This window comes from Pseudomonas sp. BW16M2 (assembly GCF_014268865.1).
GTDB lineage: Bacteria > Pseudomonadota > Gammaproteobacteria > Pseudomonadales > Pseudomonadaceae > Aquipseudomonas > Aquipseudomonas peradeniyensis.
In genome coordinates this window covers 86,502-102,648 of sequence record NZ_JABWRI010000002.1, presented here as the reverse complement: position 1 = coordinate 102,648, position 16,147 = coordinate 86,502, and the positions used below count along the sequence as shown (strand labels likewise).

The window sequence follows — 16,147 nt, the reverse complement described above, 5'->3', positions numbered from 1 at the left end:
ATGAACGCACCTTTTTCGCCCAAACGCGACACCCGCGACTACCAGGCCAGCGACGCCGCCCACCATATCCACGCCTTCCTCGACCAGAAGGCGCTCAACGCCGAGGGGCCACGGGTCATCACCCGCGGTGAAGGCCTGTACCTGTGGGACAACGACGGCCGCCGCTACCTGGACGGTATGTCCGGCCTGTGGTGCACCCAGCTCGGCTATGGCCGCAAGGACCTGACCGCCGCCGCCGCCGCGCAGATGGACCAGCTGGCCTACTACAACATGTTCTTCCACACCACCCACCCGGCGGTGATCGAACTGTCCGAGCTGCTGTTCAGCCTGTTGCCGGGCCACTACAGCCACGCGATCTACACCAACTCCGGCTCCGAGGCCAACGAGGTGCTGATCCGCACCGTGCGCCGCTACTGGCAGGTGGTCGGCCAGCCGAGCAAGAAGATCATGATCGGCCGCTGGAACGGCTACCACGGCTCGACCCTGGCGGCCACGGCGCTGGGCGGGATGAAGTTCATGCACGAGATGGGCGGGCTGATCCCGGACGTTGCACATATCGACGAGCCGTACTGGTTCGCCGCGGGCGGCGAGCTGACCCCGGCCGAGTTCGGCCGCCGCTGCGCCCTGCAGCTGGAGGAGAAGATCCTCGAACTGGGCGCCGAGAACGTTGCCGGCTTCATCGCCGAGCCGTTCCAGGGTGCCGGCGGCATGATCTTCCCGCCCGAGAGCTATTGGCCCCAAATCCAGCGCATCTGCCGCCAGTACGATGTACTGCTGTGCGCCGACGAGGTGATCGGCGGTTTCGGTCGCACCGGCGAATGGTTCGCCCACCAGCACTTCGGTTTCGAGCCCGACACCCTGTCCATCGCCAAGGGCCTGACCAGCGGCTACGTGCCGATGGGCGGCCTGGTGTTGAGCAAGCGCATCGCCGAGGCGCTGGTGGAGCGGGGCGGGGTATTCGCCCACGGCCTGACCTATTCCGGTCACCCGGTGGCGGCGGCGGTTGCGGTGGCCAACCTCAAGGCCCTGCGCGACGAAGGCATCGTGCGCCAGGTCAAGGACGACACCGGACCGTATCTGCAGCGCATCCTGCGCGAGGTGTTCGCCGATCATCCGCTGATCGGCGAGGTCCAGGGCGCGGGGCTGGTGGCGGCGCTGCAGTTCGTCGAGGACAAGGCCACGCGCAAGCGTTTCGCCAACGAGAACGACCTGGCCTGGCAGTGCCGTACCTTCGGTTTCGAAGAAGGGGTGATCATTCGCTCGACCTTGGGCCGCATGATCATGGCGCCGGCGCTGGTGGCCAGCCGTGGCGAGCTGGATGAGCTGGTGGAGAAGACCCGTATTGCGGTGGATCGGGTGGCGGGGATGGTGGCAAAGCGTTGATGACCCATCGCGGGGCAAGCCCGCTCCCACGCGATTCGTGGGAGCGGGCTTGCCCCGCGATATATCCTTAACCCTGGATGAACAGCCGCGCAGGGCTGGGGCCCCAGGCGGGCGGTGAACCTGACGTATGGTTATCCAGCGTTGTCTGACAGCGCCTTCAATACCGCCATGGCGCTCTGGGCGTCGTCGACACCGACAAAGATGTGGTCATGGTAATAGGCCGCCACCACGTTGCAGCTGATACCCGCTTTACCCAGCGCGGTGGCGAACGCCGCAGTCAGGCCCACGGCCTCGAGGGAAGAGTGGACGGTCAAGGTGATCCAGGCGCACACGTAGGTGTAGGGCAGCTGCATCGCGTCCGCGACCGTTCGCTCCAGGATGACCGTCCAGCCTTCGCGCTCCCTGAAACTGCCGACAATGTTCAGGTCTTGCAGCTGTGAGGTGTCGGTGACTGTGGCAAAGACATACTCGCCCTCATTGAGTAGGGGACTCATGGACTGGAGGAGTTTTTCAATCGAGGTTTCGCCATGCATCGTGTGGGTTCCTGGGGTGGTGAGCCGGCAGTCTAGAGCGTTCACCGGGGACGATTGAAATTAGCATTACACGCGGGGCATTAGGACAATCGATGAGCCGGGTGCTCATCGACCCAGGCGTAGGCGCACCTGGCGTTACCCAGCCAACGCAGTTCCAGGTTGATACAATCGTTGCCTTGACCAAATGGGATGGAACTCATGCATCCCGATATATACGTGGTGTCAGGAAAGGAGCTTCCATTGCCAATCTTAATCAAACGACTGACGCCGAATCATGCAGCTGTCTACCGGGAACTGATGCTCGAGGCCTACCGTCTTAATCCCGATGCCTTTACCTCTGATGCCGATGAGCGTGAAGCCCTGCCAATCAGCTGGTGGGAGAAAAGATTGAGTACCGGACCTGATGCTGCCGACGCAGTGTTCGGCGCTTTTGAAGGTGAGCATTTACTTGGTGTCGCCGGCCTTTCCATGGAGCAGAGGATGAAGGCCAGCCACAAATCCACGCTGTTCGGGATGTGCGTCCCATTCGCTCATCGTGAAAGAGGCCTCGGACATGACCTGCTGCGCACTGTCCTGGCCTTTGCGAGCGCTCAGCCGCAGCTGTTGCTGGTTCAGCTCACTGTGACAGAGGGCAATACAGGCGCACAAAAACTCTACGAGCGGATGGGGTTCAGCTCTTTCGGGCTGGAGCCACTGGCCGTGGCGGTAGGGGATCGGTTCGTCTCGAAGGTGCATATGTGGCACGATCTTCGAAGTCCTAATCACGACAAAGGGTAGTAGCCCGTTTCAAGCCTCGATAATCAAGATCTGCAGGGAAAATAGCCCAGTGGCAAACAGGTCTTGCGTCGCCAAGGGGTGAGTCGCTCCCCGGATGATCCGTCAGTCGAGTTGTTTGCGAAGAAAAAAACGCTTGTGGCCGGGAGGGAAATCGTCGAGATGCCCGAACTCGGTGAACCCATGTCGCTTGTAGAACTCGGGGGCCTGAAAATCGAACGTGTCGAGCCATAGGCCGACACAGCCCCTTTCACGTGCGACATCCTCCGCCATGCGGATCAGGCGTGAGCCAGTGCCTTGACCTCTGGTCTGCTCAGGTATGGCGAGCAACTCGATAAAGAACCAGCGATAGAAAATCTCCCCATGAAGCCCGCCGATGATCTCGTCGGTAACCTCGTCACGCACCAGCAAAGCGATGCTCTCTGGCTTGGGATCGCCTGCCCGGGAAGCGTTATGAGCTCGCAAAGGCTTGAGGATGGCTGCGCGTTCTTCTTCCCCTGGCCCGACCATCATGTCTATTCGAATTGCCATTGCTAGTCCTTTAGGTTGTCACGCTGGGGATAAGCCTTGGTATCCATCCTGTTGCGGATTGATTACCGACAGCCACTCTACCGTAATGGATTGGTAAATGGGGCATGGTTCTGTGGCCACTCAGCGCCACGCGGCCAGGCGCACCAGCGAGGGCAGCAGCAGCGCCCAGATCGGCGCCAGCAGCAGGGCGGTGGTGATTGCGCCCAACGGCAGGTCGACCTGCGCCAACCGGGCACCGGCCAGATAGGCCAGCGGTCCGCCCAAAGCGCCGAGCAGTGCCCCGCGCCAGAACGGTCGGCCGGCCCAGGCCAGGCTATGGCGCAGGCCGCTGGCCAACACCAGCCACATCAAAGCCAGCCACAGGGGGAGCGGACGGCTGTCGAAAGTAAACACGCCAATCGCGCCCAACAGGCTGTCCACCAGGCAGCCGGCCAGCGTCACGCGTAGCAGCGCCCAAGCCTCGCCAGGGCGATCCCGGCACAGGTATACATGCACCGCCATGACCGGCGGCACCACCAGCAGCAACCCGGGCCATCGCGCGCCGAGCACGCACAGCCACCAGCCGGCCTGCAGCCACAGGGCATTGGCGATCAGCCAGCCACGGCGCATGGGTCAGTGCCCGGGCAACGGGGCGCGGCGTGCCAGGGGACCTGCCCACAGCAACTGGGCGACACCGATGGCGCGTTCCTCGAAGCCGCCCTGGCAGTAGCACAGGTAGTACTCCCACAGGCGCTGGAACATTTCGTCGTAACCCAGCGCCGCCAGCACACCACGTGCCTGGCGCAGGTTGTCGCGCCAATGGCGCAGGGTGTGGGCGTAGTCCAGGCCGAAGTCCTCCAGGTGCACCAGGTTCAGCCCTGTCTGGCGGCTGGCGGTGTCGAGCAGCACGCTCAGCGACGGCAGGGCGCCGCCGGGGAAGATGTAGCGCTGGATGAAGTCCACCGAGCGACGGGCCTGGGCATAGCGCTGGTCGCGGATGGTGATGGCCTGCAGGAGCATCAGCCCATCGGGCTTGAGCAGCGTGGCGCACTGGCGAAAGTACACGGGCAGGTAGCGGTGGCCGACGGCTTCGATCATCTCGATAGACACCAGCTTGTCGAAGCTGCCTTGCAGGTCGCGATAGTCCTGGCGCAACACCGTCACACGGTATTCCAACCCCAATGCCTGGACGCGCTGGAGGGTGAACGCATACTGGGCTTCGGAGAGCGTCGTGGTGGTGACCCGGCAGCCATGCCGGGTCGCGGCGTGGATCGCCAGGCTGCCCCAGCCGCTGCCGATCTCCAGCAGGTGATCCTGTGCACCCAGTTCGAGCTTGCGGCAGATCTGCTCCAGCTTGTTCAACTGGGCGTGCTCCAGGGGTTGCTCGGGGTGCTCGAACCGGGCCGCCGAGTACATCATGGTCGGGTCGAGCAGGTGTTCGAACAGGACGTTGCCCAGGTCGTAGTGGGCCAGGATATTGCGTTTGGCGCCGCGCCGGTTGTTGCGGTTCAGGCGGTGCAGCAGACGCAGCAGGGGGCGACCCAGGCGCGCCAGGCCACCTTCCAGGGCGTCCAGTACCTCCAGGTTGGCCACGAACAGCCGGGTCACTGCCGCCAGGTCCGGGCTGTGCCAGTAGCCGTGGATGTAGGCTTCGCCGGCACCGATCGAGCCATTGCCGGCCACCAGGTTCCAGGCGGCTCCCTCAAGAATTTCCACTTCGGCCTGCAGCGGGCTGGCGGCGTCGCCGAAGCTCCATTGCTGCCCCCCTTCGCGCAGTCGCAGGTGGCCGTGGCGCAGCTTGCCCAGTTGCGCCAGCACCGCGCTGCGGGCCAGCCCACCCAACAGCGGTGTGAGGCCTGCGGATTTGCTAACGCTCAGGGTGGGGTTCGACATTGTCGGGCTCCTCGTGGCGATGGCCGAGCACCAGGGTGCCCTGGCTGGCGGTGTGGTCGTGAACGGGGACACGCTTGAACAACAGGCGCAGGGCTTGCCAGTAGATGGCTGAAACGGTGCGCAGGCTCATCCAGGGGAAGGACAGCAGGTAGCGATGCAGCGCGGCGCGGTCCAGCGGCTGGCGGCGCACGGCGAGGTCGGCTTCGAAGACCTTCTGGCCGTCTCGCCAGTTCTCCATGTGCACCTGTATCCGCTGCGCATCCAGATGGAAACGCAGGTGGTAGTCCATGGCCATTGGCAGGAACGGCGATACGTGGAAGGCCTTGGCCATGATGAATGGCTGGTCAAGACCGTCCCGCACCGGGAGCACATAGTGAAAACGCTCGCGCCACGGCGTGTTGCGCACTTCCAGCAGAATCGCCGCCAACTGGCCGTTGCGGTCATGGCAGAAGTACAGGCTCACCGGGTTGAACGACAGCCCCCAGCTGCGCAGCTGGGTCAGCAGGCGCACCGGGCCCTCGGGAACCTGGCCGGTGGCCTGGCCGACCAGCCGACGGGCGGCCTGGGCCAGCGGCTCGCCCTTGGCGGTCAACGCCGGCAGGTAGTCGGTCTCGCGCCAGCTCAGGGGCGCCAGCCGCCAGCGTCCCACCCAGCGCGACAGGCCCAGCAGCCGGGCCTGCTCGTCGAGGTCCAGGTAGAACATGCCGATCCGGTAGCGGAAGGCATGCGGCCGGGGCCCCAGGCGCCGATGGCTGACCCAGCCGGGGCACAGGCTGCTGTTCACAATTGCTCTCCGAAGTGCTCGGCGACCTTGAGCGCACTGACCACGCCGTCCTCGTGAAAACCGTTACCCCAGTAGGCGCCGCAGTAGTAGCTGTGGCGCTGGCCCTGCAGCTCGGCCTGACGGGCCTGCGCGGCGGTGGCGCCGAGGCTGTACTGGGGGTGGGCGTACTGGTAGCGGGCGATGATCCGCGCCGGGTCCACCTGCGCGGTCTGGTTGAGGCTGACACAGAAGGTCACCGGGGCCTGGATGCCTTGCAGGATATTCATGTTGTAGGTCAGCGCGGCCGGGGCCTGTTCGGGACCGCCCAGACGGTAGTTCCAGCTGGCCCAGGCCTTGCGCCGGCGCGGCAGCAGGCGGGTGTCGGTGTGCAGCAGCACATCGTTGCTGGCGTAGGTGATGGCCCCGAGCACCGCGCGCTCCTGAGCACTGGGTGCTTCCAGCAGGGCCAGGGCCTGGTCGCTGTGGCAGGCGAACACCACGTTGTCGAAGCGCTCGCTACCGGCCTTGCCGAGCAGGGTGACGCCGCCTTCGTCGCGGCTAACCCGGTCGACCTTGCACGCCAGACGGATGCGCTCGGCGAACGGCCGGCACAGCGGTGCGACATAGTTGCGCGCGCCACCCTCGACGACCCGCCACTGCGGACGTCGGTTCACCGACAGCAGCCCATGGTTGCGACAGAAGCGCACGAAGAACTGCAGGGGAAAACCGAGCATGTCCGCCCGTGACATCGACCAGATCGCCGAGCCCATCGGCACGATGTAGTGCTCGACGAAGCGCCGGCCGTAGCCCTGTGACTGGAGGTAGCCGCCCAGGGTGGTGGACGGATCGATGCGCCCGCGGTCCAGGTCGGCCAGGGCCTGGCGGTTGAAACGCAGGATGTCGCGCAGCATCCCCCAGAATCCCGGCGACAGCAGGTTGCGCCGTTGCGCGAACAGGGTGTCGAGGTTGTGGCCGTTGTATTCGAGGCCACTGTCCGGGTCATGCACCGAGAAGCTCATCTGGGTCGGACGCGAGGCGACCCCGAGCTGGTCGAGCAGGCGGATGAAGTTCGGGTAGGTCCAGTCGTTGAACACGATAAAACCGGTATCCACCGCGTGGCGCTCCCCACGCCAGGGCACTTCGACGGTATGGGTGTGGCCGCCGATCCAGTCGTCGGCCTCGAACACCGTGACCTCGTGGCGGCGCGACAGCAGGTGGGCGCAGGTCAGGCCGGCGATGCCGCTGCCTATGATCGCGATGCGCATGGCGGGCTATTCCTGTGGCCGTCTAGCCAGGCGTCGACCCAGCGCCAGGCGCCAACGCGGCGGCAGCGCGCCGAGCAGGCGCAGGGCCAGGGTGAACGCAGCGGGGAAGTTGATTTCCAGTGGCCGCCCGGGCAGGTGTCGGGCGATATGGCGGGCGGCGCGTTGCGCCGTCCAGCGCTGGGGCATGGGGAAATCGTTGCGCCGGGTCAGGGGCGTGTCGACGAAGCCAGGGCTGACCAGGGTGACATCGATGCCTTCATTGGCCAGGTCGATGCGCAGCGATTCGACCAGGTAGCGCACGGCGGCCTTGGACGCGCCATAGGCGCCAGCCCGGGGCAGGGCGAGCCAGGCCACCGAACTGCCCATCACCACGACATGCGGGCGTTCGCCACGGCGCAGCAAGGGCAGGGCGACGGCCAGGCAATGACACAGGCCCAGCAGGTTGGTGCGCACCACGCGCTCGACCAGGTCAGGGTCGAATCGACCCGGCTCCAGGTATTCGCAGGTCCCGGCGTTGAGGATGACCCCGTCCAGCGCGCCCCAGGCTTGCTGCAGTTCCCCGGCGATCAACGCCAGCCGTTCGCGGTCGTCGATATCGCCAAGGGCCGCCAGTGCCTGCCCGGGAAAGCGTTCGAGCAGGGGCGCCAGGCGCTCGGCGCAGCGGCCTCCCAAGGCTACCTGGTGCCCCTGTTCCAGCAGTTGCCCGGCCAGTGCGGCGCCGATGCCGCTGCTGGCGCCGGTCAGCCAGTAGCGGCTCATGCCAGCCTACCCTTGAGCCAGCGGATGGCGCCGCCCATGACCGGGACATGTTCATACAGCAGGGCACCGGCGTCGAAATAATCCTGGTGAACCTGTACCCGCTGCTGCCATTGCAGATGGCTGCAGCCCTGCAGGCTGATGGGCCGGCCGCCGGCCAGGCGTGGATGGCGAAAGTGCAGGGTCCAGCGCAGGTAACCCTGCCCGGGCCGGACCTCGTCGGCGCCGGTGAAGGCATAGCGGATGTCGTGGGCGTTGGCGTAGAGCTGGGCGAAGTACGCCCTCAGGGCCGGCAGGCCATCGATCCGGTGCAGCGGGTCGCGAAAGCTGACATCTTCGCTGTACAGGTTTCCCAGCAAGTCCAGGTTGCCCCGGTGCAGGCGGGCGAAGCATTCGGCGAACTGCTGCAGGTAGTCTGACATGCGCGGCTCCGGGCAATCCTGTACAACGATGGCGAGTTGTACAGGTATGACTGAAGCCTAGGACTAAAATTGTACAAATACAATCTTCTTGTACAGCTTTTGCTGTCAGCGTCCGGCTGCCACCAGCGCCTCGCGCAAGCGCGCGACCTCCGCTTCCAGTTCGCGCACTTTCTCCTCGGCGGCCACCTGGGCCGTGACATCGCGCTGGATACCGATGTAATAGGTCAGCTGGTCGGCTTCGTTGCGTACCGGCGTGATCGACAGCTCGTTCCAGAACGGGCTGCCATCCTTGCGGTAGTTGCGCAGCACCTGGCGGCAGGGCTGGCCTGCGCGGATCGCCTGGCCGATGGCGGCGACGCCCGGCTGATCATGGTCGGTGCCCTGGAGAAAGCGGCAGTCCTGGTAGAGGATGTCGTCCGTGGCGTAGCCGGTGAGCCGTTCGAACGCCGGGTTGACGTAGATGAGAATGCTGTCGTTGCCCTCCTGCTCGGCGACGACGATGCCATCGTTGGACTGTTCGACCATCAGTTGCAGGAGTTTCGCGTTGATCATGGAGCTCACCTGTCGGATCGTGTGTGCGAATGCGCGGCGTAGCTTCCGTGCGAGAACCTCGGGCGCGTCTGCCGACCATGATGACCCAACCAGGCTCGCCGCAACAGGTACCCATGGAGTTAGAATGTGCCTTCACCCATTCGAACCTTGGCCATGACCGACGCCCCTTCCTTCGACTTGCTGCCCATGCGCGACGTGGTCAGCCTGACCGGCATCAACCCCGTGACGTTGCGCGCCTGGGAGCGCCGCCATGGCCTGATCAGCCCGCAGCGCACCGAAGGCGGGCACCGGCTGTACACGGCCAGGGATGTCCAGCGCATTCGCGACATTCTGCGTTGGACCGGCAACGGCGTGCCCATCAGCAAGGTCGGCGGGTTGCTCGCCGGCCAGCCCGAAGCGCCCCCCGCGCAGGACGATGCCTTTCACGACTGGCGCCAGGCCGTTGTCCGGGCGACCAAGACGTTCGACGCGCAGGCGCTGGAAGGCATTCACGGGCAGCTGTTCACGCTGTTGCCCAAGGCCTCGGTGATGCACGAGGTGTTCATGCCGGTGTGGCGCGAGCTGGCCGAAGGCGAGGCTTTCGGCGAGCGCAGCCAGTGGCTGTTCCTGGACACCTTCCTGCGCGCCCGCCTGCTGTTACGCCTGCACATGAACCAGGCCGATGCGCCACGGGTGCTGCTGGCCGGCGCCGAGGGCCTGGCCGAGCTGCAGTTGTTGTGTGCCGGCCTGCTGCTGAGCGATCGGCGGCAACGCATCAAGGTGCTGGGGTCTGGGCAGCCGCTGGAGGAGCTGGCGCTGGTGTGCGGGGCAATCCAGCCGGCGGTGCTGGTGGTCGCGGTGCAGGGGCCGGTAAGCGCGGCCTTGGCGAAACGACTGCGTTCGTTGCAGATGGAGATCTCTTGCCCGCTGGCGCTGGCGGGGGAGGGGTTGGGTGCTTCACGGGCGGTGCTGCAGGGGATTCCGGTGTGCCTGCTGGATGAGCGCGACCCGCAGGCGCCCGGCATGCTCGATGCTCTGCTCAGGGGCGCCCTGGACCTGTGACGGCTACCTACAGCGCTTTCATCTCCGCAATATCCCGCGCCACCTGATCTGCGGAGCGGTCGAACATCGCCTGTTCCTGCGCATCCAGCGGCAGCTCGATCACTCGCGTGATGCCCGCGTCCGAGAGTACGCAGGGAACACCCATGGCGATATCCGTGCGCCCGTACTCGCCCTCGAGAATCGCGACCGCCGGCAGGATGCGGCTGCGCCCGTTGGCAATCGCATCCACCATCTGCGCGATCGCCACGCCCGGTGCATCGCAGGCGCTGCCGACCTTCTTCAGGGCAAGGATCTCGCCGCCACCTTTACGGGTGCGCTCAACGATCTGCTCGATCTGCTCACTGGACAGCAAGTGCGCCAGCGGCACCGCTCCGACCGTGCAATAGCGCATCAACGGCACCATGCTGTCGCCGTGCCCGCCCAGGACCAGCGCCGTGATATCCCGTGCCGAAAACCCGGTCTGCTCGGCGATGAAACACTTCATGCGCGCGGTATCCAGCACCCCCGCCTGGCCGAACACCTTGTCGCGGCCCAGGCCACTGAGGCTCCAGGCCCGGTAGGTGAGCACATCGACCGGGTTCGACACCACCAGCACCGTCGCGCTCGGCGCATGTTGTTTCACGTCCCTCATGATGCCGTCGAGTATCGGCAGGTTGATGGCCAGGACATCCTGGCGCGACTGGCCAGGCTTGCGCGGCACGCCCGCGGTGATCACCACCAGGTCGGAATCCTGCAGCAATTGGGCATCCGACCCGCCGTGCACCTTGGTGTCGGACCCGGACTCCACCGCCGCCTGCCAGACATCCAGCGCCTTGCCCTGCGCCAGCTCACCTTGGACGTCGATCAGCGCCAGTTCCCGGCAGAGCGCGTCCCGGGCGATGACCTGGGCCGCTGCCTCACCGACGATACCGGCACCCACGATTGATAGTTTGTTCACCTCGCACCTCCTCGCGGCTCGCGTCACCAGCAACATGCGCGCCTGTACAGGGAAGTATTGCCTGCCCGGGCGAAAAGGCTACCCGCAGGTGGCACTCAAGATTGGCCGGGGTCGCAAAGCAGCCCCGGCAATTCTCAACACCGTGAAAGGTCTGGCCTTTAGAGCACCTTGACCGCCCGCCCGATGAACTGCACAGGCCCAGTCGGACGTCCGCTGGCAGAGCCACCCTCATTCTCCAGGGTCAGCTCGAACAACTGGTTGGGCTCAACCGCAGGCAGGCGCTCCAGCGGCACGGTGACCTGCTCCCCAGGTTCGATCAGACCAAGCGAGATCGGTGCAGGCCACTGATCACCCTTGGTCCAGAACTGCAGGACCTTGCCTCCCGGGACCTCGGACTTGCCCAAGGGAATCAGCTGGACCTGATCCGCGTCACGGGCCTGGACCACCCAACCAGGTGCCTGGGTGGCGGGCGCCACCAGCACGACCAGGTAGGTAGTGACAGGCGGGCGTGCCGTCAGCAATGCCAGGGCGAGCAACAAGCTCGCTGCCAGGCCGGCACCAGCCAACCCTCGCCACAACCCCAGGCGTTGCCACCATGAGCGGCGGGTAGGGCGGTCGCCCAGGCTACGGTTGATCCGTTGCCACAATCGGGGACTGGGCGGCAGTGGCGTGGCCAGCGCGTTCAAACCCAGCAGTCGCTGCTCCCACGCATCCATGGCGTCACGCAAGGCTCGGTCGCTGTCCAGGCGCTTGAGCACGGCATCCTGCTGTTCGGCCGACAAGGTGCCCAGCACATACTCACCGGCCAGTTGCTCGAGGTCATCGGCGCTTTCGTTACCCGGCTCGTTGGTCATCCCATGCACTCCCGCAGCGCCTTGAGGCTGCGTTTAATCCATGACTTGACCGTGCCCAGCGGGGTGTCGAGCAGGCGGGCGATCTCGGCATGGCTGCAGCCGTCGACGTAGGCATGCAGGATGCACTTGCGCGGCGCGGCGTCGAGCTGGTCGAGGCAGCGATGAATCCTCGATGCATCGGCCTGCAGGGTCATGTCATCGTGATAGGGCGCGATATCGACGGTGGCGACATCGTCGACCACCACTTCTCGGCGGGTATCGCGTATGAAGTTCAAGGCCAGGTGCCGGGTCAGGCTGTACACCCAGCCACGCGCCGAGCCACGTGCCGGATCGAAGCTGTCCGCGCGGGTCCAGATGCGGATGAAGGTGTCATGGACGATGTCCTCGGCGGTGGCGTGGTCGCGGGCGATGCGCCGGGCCACGCCGAGCAGCCGGGCACCTTCCTGGTCGTAAAGTGCTTGCAGAGCTCCGCGATCGCCCCTGGCACAGGCCTGGAGGCAGCGCTCGTAGTCGAATGGCGTCGTGGGCAGGTTCAAGGTCGGGCCGATCCTCATGCTACCGGGAGCCCCGGCCGGTCGGCCGGGGACTGTCGATGAGCGTAGCTCAAGGGGGCTGGCGCGCAGGCCCTCAGTTGGCGGCCCAGAAGATGTAGTCGGCCTGGTACTTGACGATCTGCTTCTCGCCCTTGTTCTGCGCCGTGCAGGCGGTCTGCGGGGCGACGCCGCCGCGGGTGGCCAGGCGCTGGACGAAGCTGACGCCACTCATGGCGCCCTTGCCTTCGGCGGGGTTGGCCTTGACCAGCTGGTACGGCAGGTCACCCTTGGCCGCCGGGGCGACGGCCAGCTGCGTGCCGGTGATCTTCGAGCCGTCCTTGGCCTGCCAGGTGGCGGGCGGGCCGAAGTAATCGCCCACGGCCTTGCCGGCCCGGTCCTTGAGCACGGCCTTCGGGCCGACGAAGGTCCATTCGGTCTGGCCGGGAGCGTCGGCCTTGTCGCGGCATTCGTAGGTGATCTCGCCAACGCCGACGGTTTCCAGCGCCATCTTGTGGCCGTCCGGCACCTTGACGGCATCGGGGACCCCGGTCTGGGCGTGGGCGGTCGGCAGCAGCATGGCCAGGGCGAGGCCGCAGGCGGGCAGGAACGAAACGTGTGCGATGTTCATCGAGCGATCTCCTGGTGGGGGCATGGCAGGGCATACAGGTGTTGCCCTGAGCTGAATACCCACCAGAGCGCGATCTGGATGCACCCAGGCGTAAAAAGAGAGTCCTGGCCGACAAAGCGCAAGTTGGCCGCCGCTCCTCCTCCGATGTCGAGCGCTCACCGGGCAAAGCCGTTTCTTTACGCTTTCTTTATGCCGGCCTTCGTAGGTTGAGAAGATACTGGCGCGGTTTTTTCTGCCCCCCCAGCCTGCCTGCCCGCATTCAGTGTTTACGCAATACTGACGAGACGTTACCTGTGAGCCAATCCGCAATCGTTGAAAACCCGTCCCACGCCAACAAGAGCACGGGTGTCGGCCTGCTGGTCGCCGCCGTCGGGGTCGTCTATGGCGACATCGGCACCAGCCCCCTGTACACGCTCAAGGAGGTGTTCTCCGGCCATTTCGGCGTGCAGGCCAACCTCGAGGGGGTGCTGGGCATCCTGTCTTTGGTGTTCTGGTCGTTGATCTGGGTGGTCTCGGTGAAGTACGTCCTGTTCATCCTGCGTGCCAGCAACCAGGGCGAGGGCGGGATCATGGCCCTGACCGCGCTGGCGAGGCGGGCGGCACGTCCTTATCCGCGGCTGAGCAAGGTGCTGGTGCTGCTGGGGCTGTTCGGCGCGGCGCTGTTCTACGGCGACAGCATGATCACCCCAGCGATCTCCGTGCTGTCGGCGGTGGAGGGTCTGCAGCTGGGTATCGACGGCATCGAGCACTGGGTCGTGCCCCTGGCGGTGGTGGTGCTGGTCGGGCTGTTCATCATCCAGAAGCACGGCACCGCGCGCATCGGCATCCTGTTCGGGCCGGTGATGGTGCTGTGGTTCGTGGTGCTGGGAGCGCTCGGCATCCATGGCATCATGCAGCGGCCCGAGGTGCTGCAGGCGCTGAACCCGTCCTGGGCGGCGCACTTCTTCGTGGCTCATCCGGGCATCGGCGTGGCGATCCTGGGTGCCGTGGTGCTGGCCTTGACCGGTGCCGAGGCGCTCTACGCCGACATGGGACACTTCGGTCGCAAGCCGATTTCCCGCGCGTGGTTCATCCTGGTGCTGCCGGGCCTGGTGCTGAACTACTTCGGCCAGGGTGCCTTGATCCTCAACAACCCGACGGCGGTGCGCAACCCGTTCTACCTGCTGGCCCCGGAGTGGGCGCTGCTGCCGATGGTCGCGCTGGCCACCCTGGCCACCATCATCGCCTCGCAGGCGGTGATCTCCGGCGCTTTCTCGCTGACCCGCCAGGCCATCCAGCTGGGCTATGTGCCGCGCATGTTCATCCAGCACACCTCCAGTGAGGAGCAGGGGCAGATCTACATCGGCATGGTCAACTGGGCGCTGATGGTCGGCGTGGTGCTGCTGGTGGTCGGCTTCGAGTCCTCCAGCGCCCTGGCGGCGGCCTACGGCGTCGCGGTGACCGGCACCATGCTGATCACCACGCTGCTGGCCTCGGCGGTGGTGCTGTTGCTATGGAAGACCCCGCGCTGGCTGGCCATCCCCTTGCTGCTGGGCTTTTTGCTGGTGGACGGCCTGTACTTCGCCGCCAACGCGCCGAAGATCTTGCAGGGCGGCGCCTTCCCGGTGATCGCCGGCCTGGCGCTGTTCGTGCTGATGACCACCTGGAAGCGCGGGCGCAGCATCATCGTCGAGCGCCTGGATGAAACCGCCTTGCCGCTGCCCTTGTTCATCGCCAGCGTGCAGGCGCAGCCGCCCCATCGCGTGCAGGGCACGGCGGTATTCCTCACCGCCCGCTCCGATGCGGTGCCCCACGCCCTGTTGCACAACCTGCTGCACAACCAGGTGCTGCACGAGCAGGTGGTGCTGCTGACGGTGGTGTCGGAGGATTCGCCACGGGTGACGGAGGACAAGCGCTTCGAGGTCGAGGCGTTCGGCCAGGGCTTCTTCAGGGTCAACCTGCACTTCGGCTTCATGGAGGAGCCTGACGTGCCCCTGGCCCTCAGCCACAGCAGCACGGCGGAACTCGACTTCAGCCCCATGCGCACCACCTACTTCCTGAGCCGGGAAACCGTGGTGCCGACCAAACGGATCGGCATGGCCAAGTGGCGCGAGCATCTGTTCGCCTTCTTGCTGAAGAACGCCAACAGCAACCTGCGGTACTTCAAGCTGCCACTGAACCGGGTGATCGAGCTGGGGACCCAGGTCGAGATGTGAGGTGAGTCAGGGGATGGACCGGCAGCCCAGGCCGGTTTCCATCCCTGGCAGCGAACAACGGTCATGCCTCGACACTCTCATGTCGCTATTCCCGACACGACATTCACCCCCTCCAGCGTCGCAAACGAAATGTCCTTGGCCGTCAGCAGGAAATCACTGACATAGGGCACTTGCAGCATGTCGCTGCGGATCGCCGCGTACAGTCGGGCCTGCAACCCATTCTCGCCCAGGCGCTTGGCGGTCACATAGCCACGCGAGCTGTACTCGTGCAGTGCCCAGTTGGGCAGGCAGCACACGCCCCGGCCCGAGGCGACCAACTGCATCATCATCACCGTCAGCTCCGACGTCCGCACCTGGGCGGGCTCGATGTCCGCGGGTTCGAGAAAGCGGGAGAAGATGTCCAGGCGGTGGCGCTCGATGGGGTAGGTGATCAGCGTCTGGCTGGCCAGGTCGACAGGCTCCAGGTAGGGCTTGCCATGCAAGGAGTGATGGTTGTCGACGGCCAGCACAGCTTCATAGCCGAACAGCGGCACGTAGCTGATCCCGGGGAGGGTGACCGGGTCGGAGGTCACCACCAGGTCGAGGTCGCCGCGCTCCAGCGCGGGCAGCGGGGCGAAGGCAAAGCCTGAGGCCAGGTCCAGTTCCACCTCAGGCCAGGCACTGCGGAACTCGTCCACCGACGGCATCAGCCATTGGTAGCAGCTGTGACACTCGATGGCTATGTGCAGACGCCCTGCGGTGCCGCTGGCGAGCTTGCCCAGGTCGCGCTCGGTGCCGCGGATCAGCGGCAGGACCTGCTCGGCCAGCTGCAGCAGCTTGAGGCCGGCACTGGTGAAGCGCACCGGCTTGGACTTGCGCACGAACAGCTGCATGCCGATGCGCTCTTCCAGTTCGCGGAACTGGTGCGACAGGGCGGATTGGGTGAGGTGCAGGCGTTCAGCGGCGTCGTGCAGGCTATCGGTATCGCGCAGGGCGTGGATGGTGCGCAGGTGCCTTAGATCGATCATGAGCAAAATTACAGATCAGTGCAAAAAAAATGAGTTTGTCTCATGAAGGCCGTTTGCTGACAATCCCCCCATTGAATTTTTCCTTCGAAGCCAGGCCAGCA

The 16,147-nt window shown here is 65.4% G+C and carries 18 protein-coding genes; 4 read left to right on the top strand and 14 right to left on the bottom strand.

Features of this window, described 5'->3' with window-relative positions:
* On the top strand, positions 1–1,383 hold the full coding sequence (locus tag HU735_RS03415; RefSeq protein WP_186712408.1) for an aspartate aminotransferase family protein: 1,383 nt from the start codon (positions 1–3) through the stop codon (positions 1,381–1,383).
* 131 nt (positions 1,384–1,514) lie between these two features.
* Here the strand turns inward: HU735_RS03415 and HU735_RS03410 are convergent, their stop codons facing one another.
* Positions 1,515–1,916 carry an ACT domain-containing protein gene (locus HU735_RS03410; protein WP_186712407.1) on the bottom strand — a complete coding sequence of 134 codons (402 nt, stop codon included), beginning with the start codon at positions 1,914–1,916 and terminating at the stop codon, positions 1,515–1,517.
* A gap of 240 nt (positions 1,917–2,156) precedes the next feature.
* On the opposite strand from HU735_RS03410, the gene HU735_RS03405 reads away from it, so the two are divergent.
* Positions 2,157–2,693 carry a GNAT family N-acetyltransferase gene (locus HU735_RS03405; RefSeq protein WP_186712544.1) on the top strand — a complete coding sequence of 179 codons (537 nt, stop codon included), beginning with the start codon at positions 2,157–2,159 and terminating at the stop codon, positions 2,691–2,693.
* A 102-nt stretch (positions 2,694–2,795) separates the two neighbouring features.
* On the opposite strand, the gene HU735_RS03400 is transcribed toward HU735_RS03405, so the two are convergent.
* From HU735_RS03400 to HU735_RS03365, 8 genes are all read right to left on the bottom strand, one after another.
* Positions 2,796–3,221, bottom strand: coding sequence for a GNAT family N-acetyltransferase (locus tag HU735_RS03400; RefSeq protein ID WP_186712406.1), 426 nt, complete (start codon positions 3,219–3,221; stop codon positions 2,796–2,798).
* A gap of 120 nt (positions 3,222–3,341) precedes the next feature.
* A complete protein-coding gene (locus tag HU735_RS03395; RefSeq protein ID WP_186712405.1) occupies positions 3,342–3,830 on the bottom strand; it encodes a DUF2878 domain-containing protein in 489 nt (162 codons plus the stop codon).
* A 3-nt stretch (positions 3,831–3,833) separates the two neighbouring features.
* Entirely contained in the window at positions 3,834–5,093 is a 1,260-nt protein-coding gene (locus tag HU735_RS03390) for a cyclopropane-fatty-acyl-phospholipid synthase family protein (protein WP_186712404.1), read from the bottom strand.
* Positions 5,068–5,877 (bottom strand): DUF1365 family protein, encoded by an 810-nt coding sequence (locus HU735_RS03385; RefSeq protein ID WP_186712403.1) that lies wholly within the window; start codon positions 5,875–5,877, stop codon positions 5,068–5,070. The genes HU735_RS03390 and HU735_RS03385 overlap by 26 nt, the downstream gene beginning before the upstream one ends.
* A complete protein-coding gene (locus HU735_RS03380; RefSeq protein ID WP_186712402.1) occupies positions 5,874–7,121 on the bottom strand; it encodes an FAD-dependent oxidoreductase in 1,248 nt (415 codons plus the stop codon). Before HU735_RS03380 ends, HU735_RS03385 begins: the two co-directional genes overlap by 4 nt.
* Positions 7,122–7,127: 6 nt before the next feature.
* Complete coding sequence (locus HU735_RS03375) at positions 7,128–7,880, bottom strand: SDR family NAD(P)-dependent oxidoreductase (RefSeq protein ID WP_186712401.1); 753 nt, start codon at positions 7,878–7,880, stop codon at positions 7,128–7,130.
* Complete coding sequence (locus HU735_RS03370) at positions 7,877–8,299, bottom strand: nuclear transport factor 2 family protein (RefSeq protein WP_186712400.1); 423 nt, start codon at positions 8,297–8,299, stop codon at positions 7,877–7,879. The genes HU735_RS03375 and HU735_RS03370 overlap by 4 nt, the downstream gene beginning before the upstream one ends.
* A 105-nt stretch (positions 8,300–8,404) precedes the next feature.
* The gene (locus HU735_RS03365; RefSeq protein WP_186712399.1) at positions 8,405–8,851 is read right to left on the bottom strand and encodes a PAS domain-containing protein; all 447 of its coding nucleotides are present in this window, start codon (positions 8,849–8,851) and stop codon (positions 8,405–8,407) included.
* 153 nt (positions 8,852–9,004) lie between these two features.
* On the opposite strand from HU735_RS03365, the gene HU735_RS03360 reads away from it, so the two are divergent.
* Positions 9,005–9,892 carry a MerR family transcriptional regulator gene (locus HU735_RS03360; RefSeq protein ID WP_186712398.1) on the top strand — a complete coding sequence of 296 codons (888 nt, stop codon included), beginning with the start codon at positions 9,005–9,007 and terminating at the stop codon, positions 9,890–9,892.
* A 7-nt stretch (positions 9,893–9,899) separates the two neighbouring features.
* On the opposite strand, the gene HU735_RS03355 is transcribed toward HU735_RS03360, so the two are convergent.
* The 4 genes from HU735_RS03355 to HU735_RS03340 all read right to left on the bottom strand — a co-directional run bounded on the left by HU735_RS03355 (position 9,900) and on the right by HU735_RS03340 (position 12,844).
* A complete protein-coding gene (locus HU735_RS03355) occupies positions 9,900–10,829 on the bottom strand; it encodes a malate dehydrogenase (protein ID WP_186712397.1) in 930 nt (309 codons plus the stop codon).
* A gap of 158 nt (positions 10,830–10,987) precedes the next feature.
* Positions 10,988–11,683 (bottom strand): anti-sigma factor, encoded by a 696-nt coding sequence (locus HU735_RS03350; protein ID WP_186712396.1) that lies wholly within the window; start codon positions 11,681–11,683, stop codon positions 10,988–10,990.
* Positions 11,680–12,219: a sigma-70 family RNA polymerase sigma factor gene (locus HU735_RS03345; protein ID WP_186712395.1), complete on the bottom strand. Its 540-nt coding sequence runs from the start codon at positions 12,217–12,219 to the stop codon at positions 11,680–11,682. The genes HU735_RS03350 and HU735_RS03345 overlap by 4 nt, the downstream gene beginning before the upstream one ends.
* Before the next feature lie 91 nt (positions 12,220–12,310).
* Positions 12,311–12,844 carry a DUF3455 domain-containing protein gene (locus HU735_RS03340; RefSeq protein WP_186712394.1) on the bottom strand — a complete coding sequence of 178 codons (534 nt, stop codon included), beginning with the start codon at positions 12,842–12,844 and terminating at the stop codon, positions 12,311–12,313.
* Between the two features lie 293 nt (positions 12,845–13,137).
* Between HU735_RS03340 and HU735_RS03335 the strand changes: the two genes are divergently transcribed.
* Positions 13,138–15,039 carry a KUP/HAK/KT family potassium transporter gene (locus HU735_RS03335; protein ID WP_186712393.1) on the top strand — a complete coding sequence of 634 codons (1,902 nt, stop codon included), beginning with the start codon at positions 13,138–13,140 and terminating at the stop codon, positions 15,037–15,039.
* A 77-nt stretch (positions 15,040–15,116) separates the two neighbouring features.
* On the opposite strand, the gene HU735_RS03330 is transcribed toward HU735_RS03335, so the two are convergent.
* Positions 15,117–16,046: a LysR family transcriptional regulator gene (locus HU735_RS03330; protein WP_186712392.1), complete on the bottom strand. Its 930-nt coding sequence runs from the start codon at positions 16,044–16,046 to the stop codon at positions 15,117–15,119.
* Positions 16,047–16,147: the final 101 nt, after the last annotated feature.

What these genes read in the sequence shown, in the direction of transcription:
- HU735_RS03415 (WP_186712408.1), top strand. Translation starts at nt 1, where the DNA reads ATGAACGCACCTTTTTCGCCCAAACGCGACACCCGCGACTACCAGGCC.
- HU735_RS03410 (WP_186712407.1), bottom strand. Translation starts at nt 1,916, where the DNA reads ATGCATGGCGAAACCTCGATTGAAAAACTCCTCCAGTCCATGAGTCCC.
- HU735_RS03400 (WP_186712406.1), bottom strand. Translation starts at nt 3,221, where the DNA reads ATGGCAATTCGAATAGACATGATGGTCGGGCCAGGGGAAGAAGAACGC.
- HU735_RS03395 (WP_186712405.1), bottom strand. Translation starts at nt 3,830, where the DNA reads ATGCGCCGTGGCTGGCTGATCGCCAATGCCCTGTGGCTGCAGGCCGGC.
- HU735_RS03390 (WP_186712404.1), bottom strand. Translation starts at nt 5,093, where the DNA reads ATGTCGAACCCCACCCTGAGCGTTAGCAAATCCGCAGGCCTCACACCG.
- HU735_RS03380 (WP_186712402.1), bottom strand. Translation starts at nt 7,121, where the DNA reads ATGCGCATCGCGATCATAGGCAGCGGCATCGCCGGCCTGACCTGCGCC.
- HU735_RS03375 (WP_186712401.1), bottom strand. Translation starts at nt 7,880, where the DNA reads ATGAGCCGCTACTGGCTGACCGGCGCCAGCAGCGGCATCGGCGCCGCA.
- HU735_RS03370 (WP_186712400.1), bottom strand. Translation starts at nt 8,299, where the DNA reads ATGTCAGACTACCTGCAGCAGTTCGCCGAATGCTTCGCCCGCCTGCAC.
- HU735_RS03365 (WP_186712399.1), bottom strand. Translation starts at nt 8,851, where the DNA reads ATGATCAACGCGAAACTCCTGCAACTGATGGTCGAACAGTCCAACGAT.
- HU735_RS03360 (WP_186712398.1), top strand. Translation starts at nt 9,005, where the DNA reads ATGACCGACGCCCCTTCCTTCGACTTGCTGCCCATGCGCGACGTGGTC.
- HU735_RS03350 (WP_186712396.1), bottom strand. Translation starts at nt 11,683, where the DNA reads ATGACCAACGAGCCGGGTAACGAAAGCGCCGATGACCTCGAGCAACTG.
- HU735_RS03340 (WP_186712394.1), bottom strand. Translation starts at nt 12,844, where the DNA reads ATGAACATCGCACACGTTTCGTTCCTGCCCGCCTGCGGCCTCGCCCTG.
- HU735_RS03330 (WP_186712392.1), bottom strand. Translation starts at nt 16,046, where the DNA reads ATGATCGATCTAAGGCACCTGCGCACCATCCACGCCCTGCGCGATACC.